The sequence below is a fragment of the Maribacter spongiicola genome, assembly GCF_004364165.1.
In the GTDB taxonomy this organism is placed as follows: domain Bacteria; phylum Bacteroidota; class Bacteroidia; order Flavobacteriales; family Flavobacteriaceae; genus Maribacter; species Maribacter spongiicola.
In genome coordinates this window covers 399,186-419,294 of the sequence record NZ_SOAY01000011.1, presented here as the reverse complement: position 1 = coordinate 419,294, position 20,109 = coordinate 399,186, and the positions used below count along the sequence as shown (strand labels likewise).

The 20,109-nt window shown below is 32.2% G+C and carries 21 protein-coding genes and 2 pseudogenes; 9 read left to right on the top strand and 14 right to left on the bottom strand.

Annotated features, from left to right (window positions below):
- Positions 1-15: 15 nt before the first annotated feature.
- Together pxpA and CLV90_RS10010 are read right to left on the bottom strand one after the other, a co-directional pair.
- Entirely contained in the window at positions 16-735 is a 720-nt protein-coding gene (gene pxpA / locus CLV90_RS10015; RefSeq protein WP_133687349.1) for a 5-oxoprolinase subunit PxpA, read from the bottom strand.
- Positions 736-1,929: an Nramp family divalent metal transporter gene (locus CLV90_RS10010; protein WP_133687348.1), complete on the bottom strand. Its 1,194-nt coding sequence runs from the start codon at positions 1,927-1,929 to the stop codon at positions 736-738.
- Positions 1,930-2,143: 214 nt separating this feature from the next.
- Between CLV90_RS10010 and CLV90_RS10005 the strand changes: the two genes are divergently transcribed.
- Positions 2,144-2,590 carry a hypothetical protein gene (locus CLV90_RS10005; RefSeq protein ID WP_133687347.1) on the top strand — a complete coding sequence of 149 codons (447 nt, stop codon included), beginning with the start codon at positions 2,144-2,146 and terminating at the stop codon, positions 2,588-2,590.
- 10 nt (positions 2,591-2,600) lie between these two features.
- On the top strand, positions 2,601-3,164 hold the full coding sequence (locus CLV90_RS10000; RefSeq protein WP_133687346.1) for a hypothetical protein: 564 nt from the start codon (positions 2,601-2,603) through the stop codon (positions 3,162-3,164).
- Positions 3,165-3,191: 27 nt separating this feature from the next.
- Here CLV90_RS10000 and CLV90_RS09995 read toward each other — a convergent pair.
- Positions 3,192-3,905, bottom strand: a pseudogene (locus CLV90_RS09995) (YifB family Mg chelatase-like AAA ATPase); the annotation flags it as partial.
- A 27-nt stretch (positions 3,906-3,932) separates the two neighbouring features.
- Positions 3,933-4,328, bottom strand: a complete 396-nt coding sequence (locus CLV90_RS09990) for a hypothetical protein (protein ID WP_133687345.1) — start codon at positions 4,326-4,328, stop codon at positions 3,933-3,935.
- 490 nt (positions 4,329-4,818) lie between these two features.
- Here CLV90_RS09990 and CLV90_RS09985 point away from each other — a divergent pair, with 490 nt between their 5' ends.
- The 3 genes from CLV90_RS09985 (at position 4,819) to CLV90_RS09975 (ending at position 7,416) form a co-directional block, all read left to right on the top strand.
- Positions 4,819-5,565 carry an Eco47II family restriction endonuclease gene (locus tag CLV90_RS09985; RefSeq protein WP_133687344.1) on the top strand — a complete coding sequence of 249 codons (747 nt, stop codon included), beginning with the start codon at positions 4,819-4,821 and terminating at the stop codon, positions 5,563-5,565.
- A gap of 3 nt (positions 5,566-5,568) precedes the next feature.
- Positions 5,569-6,795 (top strand): DNA cytosine methyltransferase, encoded by a 1,227-nt coding sequence (locus CLV90_RS09980; RefSeq protein WP_133687343.1) that lies wholly within the window; start codon positions 5,569-5,571, stop codon positions 6,793-6,795.
- 225 nt (positions 6,796-7,020) lie between these two features.
- Positions 7,021-7,416: a hypothetical protein gene (locus tag CLV90_RS09975; RefSeq protein ID WP_133687342.1), complete on the top strand. Its 396-nt coding sequence runs from the start codon at positions 7,021-7,023 to the stop codon at positions 7,414-7,416.
- 51 nt (positions 7,417-7,467) lie between these two features.
- Here the strand turns inward: CLV90_RS09975 and CLV90_RS09970 are convergent, their stop codons facing one another.
- The 4 genes from CLV90_RS09970 to CLV90_RS09955 form a co-directional block, all read right to left on the bottom strand.
- Positions 7,468-7,806 (bottom strand): hypothetical protein, encoded by a 339-nt coding sequence (locus CLV90_RS09970; RefSeq protein WP_133687341.1) that lies wholly within the window; start codon positions 7,804-7,806, stop codon positions 7,468-7,470.
- A 24-nt stretch (positions 7,807-7,830) separates the two neighbouring features.
- Positions 7,831-8,634: a C48 family peptidase gene (locus CLV90_RS09965; protein ID WP_133687340.1), complete on the bottom strand. Its 804-nt coding sequence runs from the start codon at positions 8,632-8,634 to the stop codon at positions 7,831-7,833.
- Positions 8,627-8,806: a hypothetical protein gene (locus CLV90_RS09960; RefSeq protein WP_133687339.1), complete on the bottom strand. Its 180-nt coding sequence runs from the start codon at positions 8,804-8,806 to the stop codon at positions 8,627-8,629. The genes CLV90_RS09965 and CLV90_RS09960 overlap by 8 nt, the downstream gene beginning before the upstream one ends.
- Before the next feature lie 1,391 nt (positions 8,807-10,197).
- Positions 10,198-10,806 carry a hypothetical protein gene (locus tag CLV90_RS09955; RefSeq protein ID WP_133687338.1) on the bottom strand — a complete coding sequence of 203 codons (609 nt, stop codon included), beginning with the start codon at positions 10,804-10,806 and terminating at the stop codon, positions 10,198-10,200.
- 85 nt (positions 10,807-10,891) lie between these two features.
- Between CLV90_RS09955 and CLV90_RS09950 the strand changes: the two genes are divergently transcribed.
- The 3 genes from CLV90_RS09950 (at position 10,892) to CLV90_RS09940 (ending at position 12,325) form a co-directional block, all read left to right on the top strand.
- Positions 10,892-11,164, top strand: coding sequence for a hypothetical protein (locus tag CLV90_RS09950; RefSeq protein ID WP_133687337.1), 273 nt, complete (start codon positions 10,892-10,894; stop codon positions 11,162-11,164).
- Between the two features lie 81 nt (positions 11,165-11,245).
- Complete coding sequence (locus CLV90_RS09945; RefSeq protein ID WP_133687336.1) at positions 11,246-11,851, top strand: hypothetical protein; 606 nt, start codon at positions 11,246-11,248, stop codon at positions 11,849-11,851.
- A 207-nt stretch (positions 11,852-12,058) separates the two neighbouring features.
- Positions 12,059-12,325, top strand: a complete 267-nt coding sequence (locus tag CLV90_RS09940; protein WP_133687335.1) for a hypothetical protein — start codon at positions 12,059-12,061, stop codon at positions 12,323-12,325.
- A gap of 421 nt (positions 12,326-12,746) precedes the next feature.
- On the opposite strand, the gene CLV90_RS09935 is transcribed toward CLV90_RS09940, so the two are convergent.
- Both CLV90_RS09935 and CLV90_RS09930 read right to left on the bottom strand, forming a co-directional pair.
- Positions 12,747-12,986: a hypothetical protein gene (locus CLV90_RS09935; RefSeq protein WP_133687334.1), complete on the bottom strand. Its 240-nt coding sequence runs from the start codon at positions 12,984-12,986 to the stop codon at positions 12,747-12,749.
- A gap of 72 nt (positions 12,987-13,058) precedes the next feature.
- On the bottom strand, positions 13,059-13,697 hold the full coding sequence (locus tag CLV90_RS09930) for a recombinase family protein (RefSeq protein WP_133687333.1): 639 nt from the start codon (positions 13,695-13,697) through the stop codon (positions 13,059-13,061).
- A 176-nt stretch (positions 13,698-13,873) separates the two neighbouring features.
- Between CLV90_RS09930 and CLV90_RS09925 the strand changes: the two genes are divergently transcribed.
- A complete protein-coding gene (locus tag CLV90_RS09925) occupies positions 13,874-14,149 on the top strand; it encodes a hypothetical protein (RefSeq protein ID WP_133687332.1) in 276 nt (91 codons plus the stop codon).
- A 209-nt stretch (positions 14,150-14,358) separates the two neighbouring features.
- Here the strand turns inward: CLV90_RS09925 and CLV90_RS09920 are convergent, their stop codons facing one another.
- The 4 genes and pseudogenes from CLV90_RS09920 to CLV90_RS09905 form a co-directional block, all read right to left on the bottom strand.
- Positions 14,359-16,152, bottom strand: a complete 1,794-nt coding sequence (locus tag CLV90_RS09920; RefSeq protein ID WP_133687331.1) for a recombinase family protein — start codon at positions 16,150-16,152, stop codon at positions 14,359-14,361.
- Between the two features lie 37 nt (positions 16,153-16,189).
- Positions 16,190-17,038: pseudogene (locus tag CLV90_RS09915) on the bottom strand (YifB family Mg chelatase-like AAA ATPase); the annotation flags it as partial.
- Between the two features lie 57 nt (positions 17,039-17,095).
- Positions 17,096-18,850: a hypothetical protein gene (locus CLV90_RS09910; protein ID WP_133687329.1), complete on the bottom strand. Its 1,755-nt coding sequence runs from the start codon at positions 18,848-18,850 to the stop codon at positions 17,096-17,098.
- 11 nt (positions 18,851-18,861) lie between these two features.
- A complete protein-coding gene (locus CLV90_RS09905; protein ID WP_133687328.1) occupies positions 18,862-20,085 on the bottom strand; it encodes a DUF4249 domain-containing protein in 1,224 nt (407 codons plus the stop codon).
- Between the last annotated feature and the right edge of the window lie 24 nt (positions 20,086-20,109).

Here is a 20,109-nt window from a genome sequence, read left to right as displayed (position 1 = left end):
TACTTGTAGATTATGTTAAGAAAGATGCTTTGTAAGATACGCCAAAATTTGCAATGCAGATGGTGTATCGCCATGAATACAATAGGTATTTGCTTTTATGGGAATATTATCTCCAATAACCGTTTTAACCTCCTTCTCGTTATACATTCTTAATAGATGAGCCAATACCTCTTTACCGTCGGTTATTAAGGCATTACTTTCTTTTCTAGACACTAAACTTAAATCAGTATTATAATTTCTATCAGCAAAGGCCTCTATAGCTATTTTAAAGCCTTGATTGGTTGCCAATATTTGAATGACACTACCATAAGGAACATATAATACTACCCCTTTTTTGAATTCTTCTATACCAGTTAAAAACGTTTTCGCTAGATGTTCGTCTTTTGCAATATCGTTATAAAGAGCCCCATGAGGTTTAATATGATGCAACACTACATGCATCTGATCACATAAAGAAGTAAATAATTGTAATTGTTCTTTTATACTTTGGATTAATGCATCACTAGATATATTCATTGAAACACGACCAAAATTTTCCCTATCAGGATACGATGGATGTGCACCAACCTTTACACCATACTTCTTTGCCAACTCTAAACAGAATAGTATACTCTTTTTAGAACCCGCATGACCACCACAAGCAATATTACAAGAACTAATAAGCGGAAATAGCGCTTCTTCATTATCTACACCTTCCCCGACATCACAATTAATATCTATAGTTCTTTTCGTCATCTATAAAAAACCTATTACAGTTAAAATACTTTTAGCACCCAATAAAATGGAAAGCAGAATAATCAATCCTCCGAATATATTCTGCATCATGTTGTTCTTATATTTCCCCATCACTCCCACTCTATTTACAACCCATAATAAAAAGATCGCAATTATAGGTAGCAACAAGCCATTAGTAATCTGGGCAAATTTTATAATCTCAATAGGTTTAATTCCAAAGGATAAAAAGAAAACTCCCAATATTAGAATCATTATCCATATCATTCTAAACTTGGCATCTTTAAAACCTGCATTCCACCCAAAACAGCTATTTGCTACATAGGCAGCAGCCAAAGGTGCAGTAATCGCAGAGGTAATACCGGCAGCAAACATACCAATACCTAAAAAATACAAAGCTGCAGAACCAAATAACGGTTCTAAAGCTTTTGCCATATCCATTACATTATTTATTTCTGTAGAATTGATTGCTGCAGCAGATATAATTATACTGACAGAAACGAGCCCACCTAAAATAATGGAAACAAGCGTATCTCGCTTAGCTAATTTTATATCGGCTTTCGATTTCCACTTCTCACTTACCAATGCTGCATGTAGAAAAAGATTATAAGGTACTACCGTAGTACCAACCAAAGCAATAATAGTAAGAATACCTTTTTCAGGGATAGTAGGCATGAACAATCCTTTAATAAGTTGCCACATATCTGGCTTTGTCAAAATTGCCGTCATTACAAAAGATAAACTCATAATGAGGACAAGAACGATAAAGACCTTCTCCAAAGACTTGTAACTGCCCAGATACAATAGTATAAAAGCCAATCCGCCTAATATAAAAGGATATAGATTACTATAGGTCAATCCAAATAAAGCTTCCATACCCAATGTAGCGCCCCCTATATTACCCGCTTCATAAGAGGCATTACCTATAATAATGGCAGAAAAAATAAGTGCTATGACGCTATTACGCATCCAAGGATTATGCAGCTCTTGTTTGATTATATTTGCCAATCCCTTCTGTGTTACGATACCTAAACGGGCAGACATTTCTTGAAGAACGTAGGTAGCTATAATAGATAACAACATGGCCCACAGTAAACTAAATCCAAAATTGACTCCTGCCAAGGTACATGCCGTAACCGTACCAGGACCAATAAACGCTGCGGCTACCAGTACACCCGGACCTAATTTCTTGAACATGTAGTTAAATTATAGTTCTTGTAAATATAATTGGATAATCTGAGTTTTCTCACCATACCCAGAATCAATTTCACCACAATTTTAACATTTCAAAATGCCGTTTATCTAAAAAAATGCAGTTCGTCTAAAACTTGGATGTCGTTCATCGAGATTACATACTAATCCCAAAATAACTGGGTTATAGCTATCCCCAAACCTTAAACTTAACCTATTAATGATTTGCTTAGAATGTAACAAAGAACTCGGTTATTTAGATCACAAAAATGCAATGGAGAGTGCTGGCGTAGAGCTTTGCATGAAGCACCATGAACGTATTAAGTTATTGATCAATAAACACAATACACCTTTAGAAGCTATTCAGCTTTATTATGCGCTGAAAGAAGCTGGTGTAAACCCCATGTTAGAATGGTGGGATGGTAAAAAATCTATCGATATCGCCATTTCTCGTGTAAAACTTAATATTGAAATTGACTCTGAATATGATAAGCTGACCGAACACGAGGCTATCAACAATTTAGAAGAAGCGATGCACTCCTTCAAAAATGGCTTTACAACCATTAGAATTCCGCATATCGTAGTACGGTATTACCTAAATGAAACCGTAAACAATATCATCGGAATAATGCAAGGTCTAAAAGCCAACATTAAAGTTATTAACTAAAAATCCAGATATGGAAAATTCTAAAAAAGCATTTAGAAATCCGATTAGAGCAGCAATAGCCACCCTTTTAATAGGTATGGTGATGCGAATACTTGACTGGCCATTTTCTAAAGGAATAATTTTCATCTCCTTTGCAGCAATTCTTATTCTTTATGGACTGCGTTTTTTGAAAAAGGAAGAAAAAAAGACCGTCGATTTAATTAAAATGGCATTGGTACTTTTTTGGACGACCAATGGATTACTAACTATTTTAGATTTTACCCATACGCTGTTTTTTCAAATCGGCACCGCATTTACTTTCGTAGCATGGTTTGCGATGGAAGGTACTTCTTACTTCATGTCTAAAGAAGATCGTGTTAAGAATAGCACGACCGAAATCATATGGAATTTTGTAATGGTGATAGGTGTTATCACCCTAATCTGTGGTGGTCTCATGAAATTATTAAGTTGGGATTACGCAATACCGACCCTTACCCTTGGTCTAACCATTGTAACCAGTTACATACTCAAAGATATTTTTACGGCACCAAAAAATAACGAAGACGATACTAATAATGAGGAGCTATATTCTTAAATGAACAACTCTTTATGAATTAAAATTTTACCCCAACCAACCCTCTCTGTCGAGTGAACGGTATTGAATGGCCTCTGAAATATGATTACCGTTCAGTGCCTGCTCACCGGCTAAATCAGCAATAGTTCTTGCTACCTTCAAAATTCTATCATACGCACGTGCCGATAGATTTAAACGCTCCATTGCATTTTTCAATAATGCCTTAGACTTATCGTCTAGCTTACAATATTCGCGAATCTGTTTCGTATTCATTTGTGCATTATAGTGCACATTTTCCATGGATTCAAATCTAACAGTCTGTAATTCCCTCGCTGCAGTAACACGTTTTCGTATTTCGACACTACTCTCACCCTTTCTTTCTTCGGATAACTTTTCGAACGGAACCGGAGTAACCTCAATATGAATATCGATACGATCCAAAAGCGGACCAGATATTTTACTTAAATACCGTTGCATTTCTGCAGGTGATGAAGTTACTGGAGCATCTGGGTCATTGAAATACCCACCCGGACTAGGATTCATACTAGCCACCAACATAAAACTACTTGGGTAGGTTACCGTAAAACGAGCTCGAGAAATCGTAACCTCCCTATCTTCTAAAGGCTGACGCATTACCTCTAATACGCCACGCTTAAATTCAGGTAATTCGTCTAAAAATAATACTCCGTTATGCGAAAGAGAAATTTCACCGGGTTGTGGGTATGAGCCACCACCTACTAAAGCAACATCTGTAATAGTATTTGAATGTAATACTATTTAAACAGTTGATTATAAACTATTAATACGTAAATCTATCTCCTTCGATTTTTCCAACATAACCGTTTCATCATTTAAATACTCAATAACAACTCTGTTTTGATTGTACTTGTCCATCAGAAAAGTGGTAAGGTTTTCAACCTCTTTTTTAAGTATACTAATATGATTTGGAAACTTAGGATAGTTTATAATACTTAGCTGTAGATGTGGTTCTAATTGACCACTTAACACTATATCACATTCAGACAATGCAACACTAAGATAGATACTTTTATCTTTAATTAGGCTGTTTTGATATGATTGAATAGCACCAACTATTTCAGCTTTAGAAATTAGCTTATCGGTATAGCCTACTTGTAAGCCTATGGTAATAATTGCTTTGAAGGGTTTAACACTTACTCTATTCATTCCGACAAATACGAGAAATAAATCTACATAAACAAGTTAAACAAAGAAATATATCTACCTACCCCCAAACCTCAATAATTCATTCAAAACTACCCCCTCCTTTTTTTATATTACATCCTACACACTATAGCAGAATAGAACAAAAATGAATATTTATCTATAACACCCCCGTCCATTAAAAAAGTACTGCCATACACCCCCACCAATTACCCGTACCCCCTATCAAATTAACCAAGTCCTACCTAAAGTAATTTAATTATAACGGCTAACTCAAAATAAAAAGAGATTTATTTTATTCAATAGTATTCGAAATGAATTTGGCTATAAAATTTCCTTCTTACATTAAAATTTATAATAATCTGTTTTGTAGGCTACAATTGAAATGAACTAAAAAGAATCTGATTAATTAAGGTAAACAGCTATTTGAACTAAATAACTTCAGAAGTATTTGATTAAATTTGTCTCTTTTCATAAATCAATATGAGTAAATATGAGTAAATATGGTTTAGAGTTTATTTCAGATGATGATTTATTCAATCACGTTCTTGTGACTGTTCAGGCTTACAGTTTTGAGATGGATTTAAAAAAATTTAATAAGAATTTAATAGACCCGATTAAGTTAACATTTGACTCCATTGTTTATGACCAAAAGTATGAAGAGACAATTGAAAATGAAGTTCTAAGACAGTTGGACAAGACGAACTCCAACCTAATTGGATACTTCCACCAAAATATATTCGAATATTTTTCCGACAAATGGGAAGTTCCTAAATCTGGTTATGACGTTGAAAATGTAACGGATAACATTTATGTGGAAATGAAGAATAAACATAATACAATGAATTCCTCATCAGGCGCAAAGACTTTTATGAGGTTTCAAGGTACAATTATCAAAAATCCAGATTCCGAGTGCTATTTAGTTGAAATAATTGCTAAAAAAAGTCAAAATATCCCTTGGGTAATTACATTAGATGGAGTCAAACAACCCTCAAACAAAAATATCAGAAGAGTCTCAATAGATAAATTTTATGAAATTGTGACAGGAGATGAACTTGCTTTTCAAAAATTATGTTCAGTTCTTCCTACAGTAATTAAAGACGCTGTTGATAGTATTAAATTAAGAAGTAAAGAAAATACAGTTTTTAAGGAATTGAAGGAATTATCCTCTGACCTACTAACTAGTATATACCTATTATCATTCAAGAAATATGAAGGATTTAATAAATTTAAGTTTTAATTAATGGAGTTATTTAATGAATATGAGGTTAGCAACCTTTTAGATGTTTCTATTCATCGATTGAATGCTTGGGCTAATAATGGCAAGCTTATTCCTGTAAAGTCTAATGGAGTAAAACAATATGATAAACAAAGTTTATTAAGATTTGAGATAGCTAAAGAAGTCTTTAATTCTGAATGGGATGAATTTATTAAGATAAAGCCGAACAGGGAATACACTTCAATTGAATTATTTGCAGGAGCAGGTGGTATGGCATTAGGAATGGAAATGGCTGGTGTTGAGCATGTTTTGTTGAACGAATTTGAAAAAAATGCTTGTAAAACATTAAGATACAATCGTCCAAAATGGAATGTCTTGGAGGATGATATTCAAAATGTTGATTTTTTAGAATATAAAGATAAAGTCGATATAGTTACGGGTGGTTTCCCTTGTCAGGCATTTTCACACGCAGGGAAGAAATTAGGATTTGAAGACACTAGAGGGACTTTGTTTTTTGATTTTGCAAGATGTATAAATGAAGTAAAGCCGAAAATATTTATAGGAGAGAATGTCAAAGGTCTTTTCACTCATGATAAGGGAAAAACACTTGAAGTTATAAAACAATCAATAAAAGATATTGGTTACACTTTAATTGAGCCTAGGGTTTTAAAAGCAATGTATTATAAAGTCCCACAAAAAAGGGAGAGATTAATACTTGTTGGAATAAGGAATGATTTGGCAAAGAATATCGAGAAGTATACGTTTCCTAGTAAATATCATAAGGTTCTGACTGTTTCCGATGCTTTTAAAAAGGGAGAGTTGTATGATAAAAATGTAGGTAAAAGTGAAGGAGTAGAATATCCGAAAAGAAAAAAAGAAATAATGGAAAAAGTTCCAGAAGGTGGAAACTGGAAGAATTTGACGGATGACTTGCAAAGAGAATATATGAATGGTAGTTATTTTCTAGGAGGTGGAAAAACTGGATTAGCCAGAAGGTTATCTATGAAGAAACCAGCATTGACCATAGTTTGCTCACCTGCTATGAAACAAACAGAAAGGTGTCATCCTAAAGAAACAAGACCTTTAACTGTTAGGGAGAGTGCTAGAATTCAAACGTTTCCTGATAGTTGGGAATTTCAGGGCGCAAAAGGTCAACAGTATAAGCAAATAGGCAATGCTGTTCCTGTGAATCTGGCTTATGCACTAGGTTTAAGTTTGGTTGATTTTATGAATAAAATTGAACAAGAATGATAAATTTGTTTGCTTAATTTTTAGTAAACTTTTTTTTACCTACACCTAAAAACACCATTTTATCACTATATTGATAGTAAAAATAAAAGAATCCTATACTCAAACTTCACCAACGCCCTTTATAAAAGTTATACCATACCCCACAACAATAGCCTTACCCCTAATTATAAACCTTAAAAACTTAAAACTATTTGTCAAAATCCCTGTTTCTATTATTTTCAATAAATGAATCTTAAAGAAAAAATATCAGAAGTAAAACAGGACTTCTTAGAGTCTAAAATTTCCTATATATTCTTTGCTTATTCTTTATTATTATTCATTCCCTCATTAATCAATATAAAATTTGATTCAAAAGAAGGTGTTTTAGGTCTAACAATAAAACTCATTGCTATTATCTTCGGAGTTCCTATTTACGCAATGATATTAAGCTTTATCTGCCTAATGGACATTTTTTTTATAAAGTTATTCTATCAACAAATTAAGACTGAAAAAGGAATTTTAAACTATATTTCAATCATTTTAGGAGCAATACTACTGTATTTTTTATACTACGAATTACACAAGCTTATAATATGGATACCTATTAACATAGCTCTAAGTAAATTAGGAGTAAATGTTTAAAAATCAGAAGCACAGAATGACATATTAAAATATTTATCATTTTCTATTCACCTATGCTGATTGTTTTATTCTTTTCTTCTCGTCAATAAAGCTGAACTTTTTTTTTGCTATTCTAAGTGCAGAAAAATAATCGTTACCCCTTGAAATACACCAAGCCCAATTACCAAAGGCTTCGTTATTGGGGTACAGTATTCTCTCTGGCATTGTATTACCATTAGGAAAGGTTTTGGCGTTAGCTATTCGTCTATAAAACACCTCAAAATAAATGTTTTCGTGGTTTGGGTCATTGTCGGCAACCTCATACTGGTAAACATTATCGGTTTTACATATTTGAGTATAAGTTTTAGAACTTTTTGTGAAGATTTTGGGTAGTTCTTTTGGTTGCTTCATATTAATAAGTAGGTTAATTTTGGTTTAGGCTGCTTCTTGAAATTGCTCTTTTTGTAATTCTCTTAAAAGCTTTAATTTTCTTTTAAAAGTGGCTAAGCTAATTTTTATTTTATCTGCCATTTGTTGTTGGGTTAGATTGGATTGCTGACTTATTTTTTCAACCCTATCTAAGCCCTGACTAGATTTATATGCTCCACTTAGTTTATTTCTAATTCCTTGTTTTTCATTCTCGTTTAAATTGTAATCAGAGTTGAACAAAACTTTAATTTTACTATATACTGGATAACTTCTTTCATCAAATATTGATTGTGCTATCTTTTCGATTAAATCAATATCATAAACAAAGTTCTTTTTAGGTGTGGCTTTTACATATGTGGTAAAAAGGTGAATTAAATAATCGTTTAAATCTTGAATAGTAATGTCAGGATTACAGAACCTAAATTGAAAACCTATTTTTTTTAAGAAAGTACCATAAATGAAGTAATCAACTTTACCTATAGGTAAATTAACTTTTATATACTTTATACCTTTTGGGTCATATATTGCTGCTTCTCCGTTAAACAAATGATAGTTTTCTTTTGCAACTGATTCTAAGTTATCCAGCTGAATTAACCCACTATCTTTTAGCTTTGCCCACTTCTGTTCAAAATCATTTTTTTTAAATTGGTTTCTATACTTATTTTTTATTTCTTGTTGCTTAGCTTCCTTACTCTTGCCATTCCTTTTAAGGTTGTTTCTATACTTTGCTTTAGATATTATTGTGTCTATTTTTACTATAAGTACAGCATCTTGTTCAGGGGTTTGTTCCCACCAGTTAGCACTACTCATAACCGTAAAGAGATAAAACCTTTTTAAGGTTATCTAGTACCCGTTGTGGCACTACATCTATTTTGTTTCTTATCCATTTCGAAAAATCAAGTTTGTCCCATTGGGACTCCCTAGCTAAATAGCTATGATTAAATGCTTTACGTTCTTGTATAAATATTCTTAGTTTTTCCATAGTTTGGTTACATTTTGAAAATTGGGCTTAAAAAAACCCCGAACTGAATTAACAGCCGAGGTTATTATACTTTTGGTATTTAATTTTGCTGTTGCCTAATCCATACTAACTAAAGTAATGTACCACCGTAATTCTCGGTTGGCGAGGTTCTAAACCTACTCTTGGATTATTATGTTAAAATATTACATATTAGTTAATACAAAATACGTTTTGGTAAAAATAATTTATATAATTAACTAATTAGTTTACAAAAATACAAAATTACAATAATATATCCAAAACTATATACTAATAGTTTATAGCTGTTTCCCTACTAGTTTTAAATGAGTTTATTTAAAATTTATTCTTTAACTTTTTGTTAACATTGTTAAAATTTGAATGTGCAATCTTATATGTATATATACTAGAATGAGCTACTTGCTACAATAATTAAAAAAAAATAAACTACTTAAAATCAAATATTTACCGATACTTTGAATTCTTAAATATGTAAAACAAGAGATAGTACATTAATTATCTAAATTGTGCATTTTCCTATCGAGTTAAACAATAGAAAGAGAGCGCAGCGAACGTAACCATAAACCCTAAATGCTAACCATTTGTTGGACTAGGTTTTGCATTTTTAAAATCGAGTTAAACAAAGAAAAGTGTACTTAAAATCTTATAAATTATCTTCTTGTTGGACAACTTCTTGCACTAGGTCAATATTTATAAATACCACCTCCTAAAGTCGGTTGGTAAGCCTATAGAAAGTAAAAAGTAAAGTTTAGTGATTAAATTAAAAAGTCGTGTTTATGTTGAATGACTCAAATAGCAAATTCTAGTAGCATTACCCCCAATAACCGCTCAACTATATCGAGCAGGGTATTTGTACCTAAAAGAAAAGATAATCGATTTTAGAGCTATACGCCTACCCTTATTTAGCATTCAATAAGCAAACCACCAGAACCACAATTAAAGTCATTGACAAGGAAACCCACCTAAAACAATGTCAAGTAAAAAATTGTTTACAAGTAGTAAACAAATGTGGTACAATAGACCACTTTAATTTTTATATTTGTCTCAATAAAGAATAAATAAAAAAGAGGATTAAGAACCTTTTACATTATCATCTTTAGACTATTACACATCTTTCTAAAAATGTTAACACTACTCTAATAGTGTTTAGTAAACGGTTTAACCCTCCTTACAATAGATGCACCTTTTACGGGTGCATTTCTCTTTTGTAAAGGTAACAACTTTAGACACTTAGGAGGAAACAAACTTATTAACAGATTACAAGAAGTATCGAATCTAAAATTTACCACTATTACCCAATATCAATGTAATATTTACCTCTGTTTTACAATTTAATTGGAAATGTAATTTAGTTATTAACAAGTGCCAATTACCTAACCTAAGTTTAAACTGTCATTCTTCTCTAATACCTTAATTAACAATTCAGCTTTATATAGTTTTTCCTTTAGTTGCTTATTTTCCTTTTCAAATTTTATGTTTTTTGTTTTATCCTCTATAATTTTTACGTCATAGGGTGTTTTAGGGCTTGAATAGATAGAATAAGCTCCCAAAGCTGTACTCAAAATAATTGCCACTAATGCTATCCAAATTGAAATGTTAGACTGTTTACGGGCTTGTGTGGATGCTATACGAGATTCTTGTAGTTCTAAATAATCCAAATATTGCTTGGAAGCCGTACCATCCAACCAATACTTATATCTTAAAAATTTCTTAGCCAGTTCCATCTGCCCCTTATTCACATCTGCCACCGTTTTACCATATTTCTTATCCAAAACAAGCCGATAATTTTTAATATCAGTCGATTTAATTTTTTGGTCACTTCGACTGAAATTTTGTGAAAACCAAAATAAGAATGATAATTCCGACTCTTTTCCAAAACTATAACCTTGAAATTTTTCAATTTGTTTTACCAATTCAAAATAACTAATACCATTCTGTTCATTAGCCATTCCAATTTCCATTGCCTTTATATATCTATTCATATCCGTTTTAGTCAAAAAATAAAGTTGTTAAAATAATATATTAAATCTAATCACCTAATTAGGATTTATTCCATAATTTTGGAAAATGTCCAAATTAGTATTTAGAAATTACGATTTAAAAGCTATAAAAAACCTATTAAAGGAAATAGGCAAAGAAAGGTATGAAGGAGCTTTAAAGGATGCAGGTATAATTCAAAAACCACTTAGCATGAAAGGCTTTTATATTGAATATGAGTGTAATACAGGTAACATCTCTTTATATCATCGTTACCCGTCAGGAATTAGCATATTTATTATTGATTCACTAGGGTATTGGGCTATACCTCATCATGGATGGGAAATGTTGAGAGTAAAATGATTAATATATTGTTGATACTTATGTGAATAACCAAAATTCAATTTATCCACTGTCAACCAGAACTTTAGATAGCTTTATAATATGAATGTACCTAACCTTCCTACCGATAACCTCTACAAGTTCATGGCTATTTTCGGTTTAATTATTTTTGTGTTTTCGCTTTATTTAATCACTTCTTTAAGAAGCAATGCCAATGACTTAATAATTCAATACAATCATGAAAACTCTAACTTCAATAGAAGGTACGATAAAGTTTGGGAAGAGTATAACCAACTTCTAGAAAAGTACCATATAGAACGTAATACTGATTCTATAAATGTAATTATTTCCGCCAAAGATTCAACAGAGCTAAAAGAAATTATAAAATCGTTGCGACAAGCTGAATTAGCCATAGAAAAAGTTGAAGCCGATAATGTGCAATATAAACTAGAGAAAGAAAAGAATAAAATTGAGTACTTAATTAATAGTTCTGATTCATGGGAAATGAAAATTCTGTTTCTATTTGGTTTAATTATGATGAATATAGGATTCTTCCTATGGTATCACAAAAATCAAATTTATATTGATGCAGAAACTAAGTATAAAGGTGAAACTTTTTTAGAATTAGTCAAGGAAGCAGAAAAAATAAAGAAGCAGAAGGAAAAGGAAGAAAAAAGTAAACCAAAAATTGAAGATAGTGAACCATAAGTTTAGGTTGAAATTTTAAAAAATCTAGAAACCGATAATGATAATTCCCTTAACCAAAATTCATGTATAAACGCTCTATGGTTTGGTATGAATGGTTATTGTTCGCTGTAGTTTGGTTGGTAGTGCCTTTGATAACCACAACAAGCGAATTTATTATTTCTTAAAATTAGTATATTAGTACCAATATAAATTAAACACAATAATTTTATGGTAAAGTATAAACCTATACTATTTGCAATTTGTATAGTTTTTTTCATAATTGGCTTACTTCTGTTTAACAAGAGCAGAAAAGCTGATTATAAACGTAAAAAAAAATTACATGACAATCCTGGGGTCAATGCATATGAAACTTACGACAATAAATTAAAGAGGGAAAGAAAAGAAAAAAGGTATGGTTGTTTAGGTATGGTTGGAGTAGTATTTATATTATTTAGTATGTTAGTCTTTTATTGGGTTCTCGGCATTGTTTTATAAAAAAATTTAAAGATTATTTATATATCATTTACCAAATGAAAAGATAAATATTCCCATAAGCACACCACCTACAGTTAGGATAATCCAACTCCACCTATAAAATATGAAAGAAAAGAACTAAAAAAAACTATTAAACCTAACACCCCCCACTAGTACGATTTTTAAATTCGTAATTGTATTTAATTATTAGGATAATAATTCCAACAATACCTACCACTAAGCCTAACCAACCATAAGTATATTTACTCATTCTAAACAACTTTAAAATTAATTAATCCTTTAACCTTCATTACAGTTCCTAGTCTGACATTGTTTAACTAAGTTTCCTTTCATATGTACACAGCTCCTTCCTTTAGTTCGGTAACTAATGTTGGCATCTAAATAGTTTAGTTTATGAAAAAATTATTAGTAACTACTCCTTTTACCAGTATCTTAATCTGCTACCACTCAAACCAAAATTAAAAATAGCCATAACTAAACCAGCAATAAACATAAATCCACCCAACATCCCTAACAAGTACCACAAAAAGGCAACAAAAGAACTTGTATACTGAACAACACCACTATCCGTTCTATTTTTGAACTCGTAATTCTTTTTTAAAATTACAAAAGCTAAACCAGTGACTGCTAAAACAACTCCCAACCATCCATTTGTATTCATTCTTATCCTGAATTATATTATTCTTACAATTTAAGTTAAATTATAATAAAATAGAAGTAGAGAATTCATTTATTAGCTCAACCTCTGCACCTGTACGGCTTGAAACCTCTTACCCCTACTTGTAGTAAATCCATTTGTATTGAGTTCTTTTGCTATCTGCGAATGATTTAGCCCCTGTACAAGTAAAGATTTGATATACGCCTTAGCCTTTCGGTTGTTCTCATTGTTGGATGCCTTAGCCTTATTAGTCCGTACCCCTTTATCCCTGCCAACTTGATTAAAGTTTTCGGGCTTACCCAGTACAACACCTTTCTTTTTAAGTTCCTGTAAAGCTGCTTTGGTTCTTTGGCTTATTAGTTCGGCTTCATGTTCCGCAATAGCTGCAAAGATGTGTATAGTTAATTTATTAGCGTGTGGCATATCCAATGCCTTAAATTCAACATTACTGTCCATTAGAGTGGATATAAACGACACGTTACGGGCTAACCTATCCAATTTGGCAATTAAAAGAGTACTACCAGTTTGCTTACAATGTTCTATAGCCTTTTCCAATTCCAACTGTACCCTTTTCTTAGTACCAGTTTCCTTCTCGCTATAAGATGCCAGTACCTCATCATCATCTTTTAAGTAATTTCTGATAATCGTTTGTTGGGCTTCTAAGCCTAAATCCTGTTTCTTGGTCGATACTCTGTAGTAGGTTATGTATTGCATATAGCTAAGATAGAACTATATTTTACATTACTAGAACGTTCGTTGTTGTTTTGTAATTATATTCGATTAAAGGTATTCTTAGTACTATTCCCTTACTTAATCAACAAATTTTCAACAAATTACATTTAGCTTTTAATTTTTTTTTAAATTGTTCGCTCAACACAAAAAATTAATTTATGGGAGTTATTTGGGATTTTTTTGTAGGTCATGGAATTTTCAGCATTGCATTTTTTATTGGATTTCCTCTTTTTGTAATTGGAGGAAGATATAATTACAAGTCAGAAGAAGAAATGTTCAACCGACGAAATTCAAGTGGTAACATGGAATTTGAAAGTTATAAAGAATCTAGGAGCTTAGGCTCTAAATGGACTTTATGGAAAAGTATTGGTAAAATAGGGCTATGGTTGACAGTCTTTAGCTTATTAGGTCTGTGCTTCCTTCACTTTACTTAAATATCCAAAAAGTCTTATTTACCGTGTACGTGTAAGGATGTTGGCATGAGGTCATTTTTCTTATCAACAAGAGGGTGTGAAGGTGGTGCGAATACCTGTTTTCATTGGTAAAGCCCCCGACAAATACCTTATAAAGTGGGTTCGACAATAGAAAGTATGTCATATAAACTAATGGAGACCCTACCCTAGTAAATACAAATAACTTAATATCAGTTACTTACGTAATTTTTGAGCTGATTGTATGTATCTTCAATCTTTTCATTGGTAAAGTGTCTACCTATAAAATGCCAGTCCACTATCTTTTGTTGTTGTGGGGCATACGCTGCTATGTAGTTACTATCTATATAATAGCTCTCATCTTCAATTGGTAGGTCGTAATCAATTTTTAAGGTGTATATCTTACTTTCCTTATCGTATTGTATATATATTCTCTTTAGGTACTTGGTTAATACTTCTTTCTTCTTGTTGTATGGGGTATGTTCAACAATTGCGGATTTTTCTCTATTATCAATAACATCTTTGTTTAACTGGTCGTATCTATCTTTTGCCAACTTTCTCCTTTTTAGGTCTGTAATATCTTCAAATTGCCCGTTTCCGACAATCTCGTTAATTATACCCCAGTCGATACCTGTTTGAACACCAAAATCTAAGTCATGTTTTATTTGAGTTAATATAAATGTTTCATTGACTAGGCTCTTTAGTTCGTTCTCATCATTGGTAAGATGTTCATTTATCTTATTGGTTTCCCTAACTACCCTATTTTTAGTTTCTGTAATATCACTTTCTTCTACCACACCCCTAACTACTAAATCTATAGATTTCTTATACTCTTTATCGAGGGCTTTTAAGGTCTTCTGATAGTCTTTAATCTTGTTTTCTAACTCAACCTTCTTTTTATCCAGTCCACCATCTTTAAAGGCTGTTTGTACCTTTTGAAATATGGTTCTATTTTCAAAGATGGTAGTCCATACAAAACTTTCCAGTACATCAATGTTAATGCTCCTATTGGTACATTTTTCTTGCTTGTACCTTTTAGAGGAACACATGTAGTAATTATCTTTTTTACTTATTCTGGTACGCCCGTAATAATTACGTCCACATTCACCACATTCTAACAAACCCTTCAACAAATACAAGTGGTCTACCTTCTTTCCTGTATTATTTGAATCTTTATTTTTCTCATACTGCACCTGTACCTTTTCCCAATAAAACTCATTGAATATTTTAGGGCAATCAATCAACTTATCTTTCCACCTTCTTTTACCCTTATACATTGGATTTTTTAAAATATCCTGTACTTGTTTATCCGACCAGATAACATCACTTTTTTTCTTGTGGGTTATCTTACCAGTATTTGCATTCTTGATTTTAAATGTACCATCTCTTTTACTGTACCTAGTTGGTATATTGTTATCGTTCAACCAATGCTTAATAGTTGTAGAACCGTTACCCTCTAAGCACATTTCATATATCTTTTCGACAATGGGCTTTTCTTCATTATTAATTATTAAATAGCCCTCATCATCTTTGGTATAACCTAACGGGGTACTCTTACCATGTGCTTTGCCCTCCAAAACTCTATTAAGTAAAACTTTCTTTGTTTGGTAACTTTGTAATTCAGCTTGATAACTATTAATGGCAGTAAGAATTGAGGACTGTAAATAATTGGTCGGGTCGTTCCAATCCATTTGTTTATCATTGAAATAAACTTCAATCTTTTTTCGTTTAGCTAAAGAAGAAAATGCAATGAAAGTTTCACTATTTCGCTCTAACCTATTTTGATTCCTGAACCAAACTATATTAATTTTATCGGTGGCAATATCTCGCATAAGTTTATCAAGTACGGGTCTATCTTTTATATCTGCTCGACCACTTATGCCCTCACCCTCATTATAAATTTCATATTTACGATTCTTTGCAAAAACCTTGCCCTCATTGATTTGGTTTTCAATCGATGTACTAATATCATCCTCTACGGAAAGCCTTGTATATATACCTATCATACTCCAAATATAATATAAATTGGATTATATCACATTACAATAATATAACATCGGAAATTGTGTGGTGGGGACTTCTAAATGGTCGTTGACTCATTAAACCCATATTCTTAATTTTGCCAACTACGCTATGTATTTTAGTAGTTTCTAAAGCTTCATGCAAAGTCATTGGTGGTAAAATAGAAGGTAATCGCTTCGCCAACATGGTTTTACCTGCGCCTGGCGGACCAATTAAAATGATATTATGTCCGCCTGCTGCGGCAATCTCCATACAGCGTTTAATACTTTCTTGTCCTTTAACATCAGAGAAATCAAATTCTGGAAAATCTAAATTCTTATAAAATTCTTCTCTTGTATCAATTATAGTCTGCTCAAGCGGAATACCTTGATCAAAGAAATCTAAAACCTGTTTAATATTATCTATGCCGTATACTTTCAAATCTCCAACAATAGCAGCTTCTTTTGCATTTGCAGTAGGCAAAATGAATCCGGCAAACCCTTCTTGTTGTGCTTTTATAGCAATAGGCAATGCTCCTGTTATTGGCTGCAAACTACCATCTAAAGACAATTCGCCCATGATGATATACTTCTCAATATCTTCAGATTTAATTTGACTAGATGCAGCCAAAATTCCGATAGCCAAGGTAAGATCATACGCAGAACCCTCTTTTCGAAGATCTGCAGGCGCCATATTTATAGTGATTTTTTTACCTGGAATTTTATAGCCATTATTCTGTAATGCGGCAGCTATTCTATAATTACTTTCTTTAATGGCATTATCGGGCAACCCTACTAAATGATAACCAATTCCCTTGTCGATATTTACTTCTACAATTATTGTTGTGGCTTCAACACCAAATACTGCACTCCCATAAACTTTTGTAAGCATTCTAAAACCTTTTAGGTTTTTAAATGTAACGCTTTTATTGCAAAGGTTTAAACCATACTATTTAACCATGAATTTCTTTTTTAAAGAAACAGGAATACCTTGGTCTGTAAAACCTTCTAAAGAAACCTCAAATTCACCAGTGATATCAGAAGTGTAAAATTCGATATGCTCCTCATTTTCGGTCATATTAAAAGATGGCAACCAAATTAACTGATATCTAAAATCTGGTAAACGTGCATATTTTTCAGAAAAACTGCCATCATAAGTTTGTTGATAGTAATTTTTATTCTCTCTAGGCTTAAATAATTTTTGAGTCAACATATCTGAGTTATAATAATTCTCAAAATAATTTGTTTTAAATGTCATTACGTCTACCACACCCTGAAAGGCCTTGGTTCCATAAAAATGTTGATTTCTTGAAATATTTATAGATTGTACCTGAGCAGAAGAAAGATTAATTAGTCTATCATGATCTTGAACTAAAATGCCATCTATAAAAACCAAAGGCAATTTACCTGACTCCATATATGGTAAAATTGGACGTACATGAAATTCACTTTTGCCTTTTTTATTTTGTTGAATCCAAACATGTTCGACCACCTCTACGAAAGTTTCCTTAATTGAAGAGAACCTTGTATACTCATCAAGCATGTAATTCATTGTACCCTCACCATAAAACCTTTTATTAGGTTTACCAATTAGTATAGTATCTGGCTTACTACTATAATATGCATTCTCTATTTGGTTGAAGATACTCCGTTCTTGAATTATAGTTTCCATATCTCTATTGATATTAAATTTATCAAATTTTAAATTCGATAAATTAAGATCAGTTTCTGATTGCAGTCCGATTTCGTAATTCTCAGGTGTTTCGTCAATTACCTGAACATAAACATCTTCGGTAGAATAATCTTCATCAACACTGGTATAAAAACGCCCATCCTTATTTGTTGTTGCTATTTTAAAAAGATAATCCTCTCCTGGAAATGAAAGACCCACAATTTTATTCTGTACTGATATTGAATCACTAGTACTCGATAATTCACCAACAAATAACTCTCCCCTTAATTCTGGTAAAATAATAGTTTCAATTTTATTTTTTTTCGGATATACTTTCTTATAATCGACAGTAGTCACACTCTTCTTCGTATCCAACTCATCTAATTTGCGAACTGAAATAGAGTAACTTCCTAGACCAGTTGAAGATGTCGATTCAATAGTCAAATCTATAGGTTGACGCGTTGGAAAAATAGTTTTATCTAACTCTAGTTTCAAAGGTGCATTACCAATTGCATTACGTGTATTTTGTTTCGGCAAATTACCGGAGTTTTCTGATAAATTAGTGCTCTTGTCTCTAAATACAGCTTGGTCACTTGTATATGGATTCAGCACTGTGATATCAATATTATAAAAATAATTATGCCCATTATTAAGCATCCACTGAGTATAGGCTATTAACTTATAATTTCCTGAAGGTACGGTTGAGGGTATAAAAAAGTTGCTATTCCCCTTACCATTAATCAACTTTATTTTTTGGTTTAAAACAATCTCTTGGTTTTCGTTGACAAGTTTTAAATAGGCGATTTTACTAACATCGCTAAGTACCCCAGTATTATCTTTTAAGCAATAAATGGAGTAATAAATATACTCCCCCACAAAGGCCAATGTAGAATTAGCATGTACAAATACTTGTTCTTGGTTTGGAACTAACTTATCCGATTCTACAAAGCTAGCAGTAGTACCTTGTGCGCTAATTTGTAACAGTGCAAATTGAGCTACTAACAATAAAATATAATTAAAATTCTTTTTCATATCTAACTTTTTTATTCTATCCAAAAATCGGGCACTACATTACTACCTAAAACTGTACAATCTCCACAAACGGTATACACCATGTCATATGGCCCATGGGGCTGTGTCTGTATTAAGCCATCTTGTGGTGGTGTATATTCACCATAATACTTTAACAAATTATTTTCAATAGCATCAAGTAATGGAGTGGCGCCCCCCTCTACCACTATTGGCGGTGATACTATTGGGCAATCGCTTACAAAATTTGGTAATTCTTCATTAGGAAAAAAATCTGTATAATTAAAAAACAGCCGTTTTTCTGAAACCGTACTTACTTGAAAAAAACCAATTACATTTTCTTCATCTGTCAGAGCTTTTATATTGCCTTCTAATAAACCTGTCTGTATTTGCGAAAAAAGGCTCTCAGTACCAGATAATGTTTCTAAAGTCTTATAATAGGCAAATGCAGCTCTGTTTTGCACATATTGTCTAACTAATACACTGTACCTATGCGACAGAATGAAATTATCTCTATTAATAAACCTTATTGGAAATTTATTGACTTTGTCTTCACTTAGGTTTGTAGTATTTTCTTGTATTATGGTATTTGAAGAAACTGTTTTATAACAAACCCGCTCTTCTTTTGTTCTTACTCTTATGTCTACTGCAGGATTAGGCGTTCGGGAAACTACATAGGCATCTGCGAAACTATAAAATGGTGCAATAATTTTATAAGTTTCATCATATTCGTATCTATAATATTTAGATTCACCAGTAGCATCATAACTATCTAAATAAATAAACATACCTTCTTCGGCGCCATCGTCCTTGAAATTTCTTTCAGCATATAAATTATCGATAGAACTAGTTGCAGGCACTGCAGTATCTTCAGACACATATGTTTTCCCATCATTTGACTGTATTGTTAACACATATGTATGTCCAAAAACAACCGTAAAGGGCTCTTTAGAAGTATAAACACCTGCAGAAGATTCTTTAAATTCATATAAATTACCATTACTATCCTTTACTTCAACTTTTGCCCTGCTCACCCCAGACATTAAAACCGTATCTAACGGAAATGTCCTTGAAACCAAAATACGTTGAGTTTTATATTGGTTAGTAATGGTACCTTCTACCACCAAAGCACTGTTAAATTCCGTAGCTTCAATTTCAAACGGGTCAATACAACTGTGCATAAAAATGCCTAGGCTAAGAGCCAAAAGTACTTGCATCGATGTTTTAAAATAGCGCACTTTATATAATTTAATTAATCCTAT

Excerpts from the sequence above, each read along its gene's own strand:
- CLV90_RS09975 (WP_133687342.1), top strand. The coding sequence starts at position 7,021 with ATGAATCTTAAAGAAAAAATATCAGAAGTAAAACAGGACTTCTTAGAG.
- CLV90_RS09910 (WP_133687329.1), bottom strand. The coding sequence starts at position 18,850 with ATGAAAAAGAATTTTAATTATATTTTATTGTTAGTAGCTCAATTTGCA.
- CLV90_RS09980 (WP_133687343.1), top strand. The coding sequence starts at position 5,569 with ATGGAGTTATTTAATGAATATGAGGTTAGCAACCTTTTAGATGTTTCT.
- CLV90_RS09985 (WP_133687344.1), top strand. The coding sequence starts at position 4,819 with ATGAGTAAATATGGTTTAGAGTTTATTTCAGATGATGATTTATTCAAT.
- CLV90_RS09930 (WP_133687333.1), bottom strand. The coding sequence starts at position 13,697 with ATGCAATACATAACCTACTACAGAGTATCGACCAAGAAACAGGATTTA.
- CLV90_RS09955 (WP_133687338.1), bottom strand. The coding sequence starts at position 10,806 with ATGAATAGATATATAAAGGCAATGGAAATTGGAATGGCTAATGAACAG.
- CLV90_RS09965 (WP_133687340.1), bottom strand. The coding sequence starts at position 8,634 with ATGAGTAGTGCTAACTGGTGGGAACAAACCCCTGAACAAGATGCTGTA.
- CLV90_RS09945 (WP_133687336.1), top strand. The coding sequence starts at position 11,246 with ATGAATGTACCTAACCTTCCTACCGATAACCTCTACAAGTTCATGGCT.
- CLV90_RS09950 (WP_133687337.1), top strand. The coding sequence starts at position 10,892 with ATGTCCAAATTAGTATTTAGAAATTACGATTTAAAAGCTATAAAAAAC.
- CLV90_RS09925 (WP_133687332.1), top strand. The coding sequence starts at position 13,874 with ATGGGAGTTATTTGGGATTTTTTTGTAGGTCATGGAATTTTCAGCATT.
- CLV90_RS10005 (WP_133687347.1), top strand. The coding sequence starts at position 2,144 with ATGATTTGCTTAGAATGTAACAAAGAACTCGGTTATTTAGATCACAAA.
- CLV90_RS09940 (WP_133687335.1), top strand. The coding sequence starts at position 12,059 with ATGGTAAAGTATAAACCTATACTATTTGCAATTTGTATAGTTTTTTTC.
- CLV90_RS09990 (WP_133687345.1), bottom strand. The coding sequence starts at position 4,328 with ATGAATAGAGTAAGTGTTAAACCCTTCAAAGCAATTATTACCATAGGC.
- CLV90_RS09935 (WP_133687334.1), bottom strand. The coding sequence starts at position 12,986 with ATGAATACAAATGGATGGTTGGGAGTTGTTTTAGCAGTCACTGGTTTA.
- CLV90_RS10000 (WP_133687346.1), top strand. The coding sequence starts at position 2,601 with ATGGAAAATTCTAAAAAAGCATTTAGAAATCCGATTAGAGCAGCAATA.
- CLV90_RS09960 (WP_133687339.1), bottom strand. The coding sequence starts at position 8,806 with ATGGAAAAACTAAGAATATTTATACAAGAACGTAAAGCATTTAATCAT.
- CLV90_RS10010 (WP_133687348.1), bottom strand. The coding sequence starts at position 1,929 with ATGTTCAAGAAATTAGGTCCGGGTGTACTGGTAGCCGCAGCGTTTATT.
- CLV90_RS09970 (WP_133687341.1), bottom strand. The coding sequence starts at position 7,806 with ATGAAGCAACCAAAAGAACTACCCAAAATCTTCACAAAAAGTTCTAAA.
- CLV90_RS09920 (WP_133687331.1), bottom strand. The coding sequence starts at position 16,152 with ATGATAGGTATATATACAAGGCTTTCCGTAGAGGATGATATTAGTACA.
- pxpA (WP_133687349.1), bottom strand. The coding sequence starts at position 735 with ATGACGAAAAGAACTATAGATATTAATTGTGATGTCGGGGAAGGTGTA.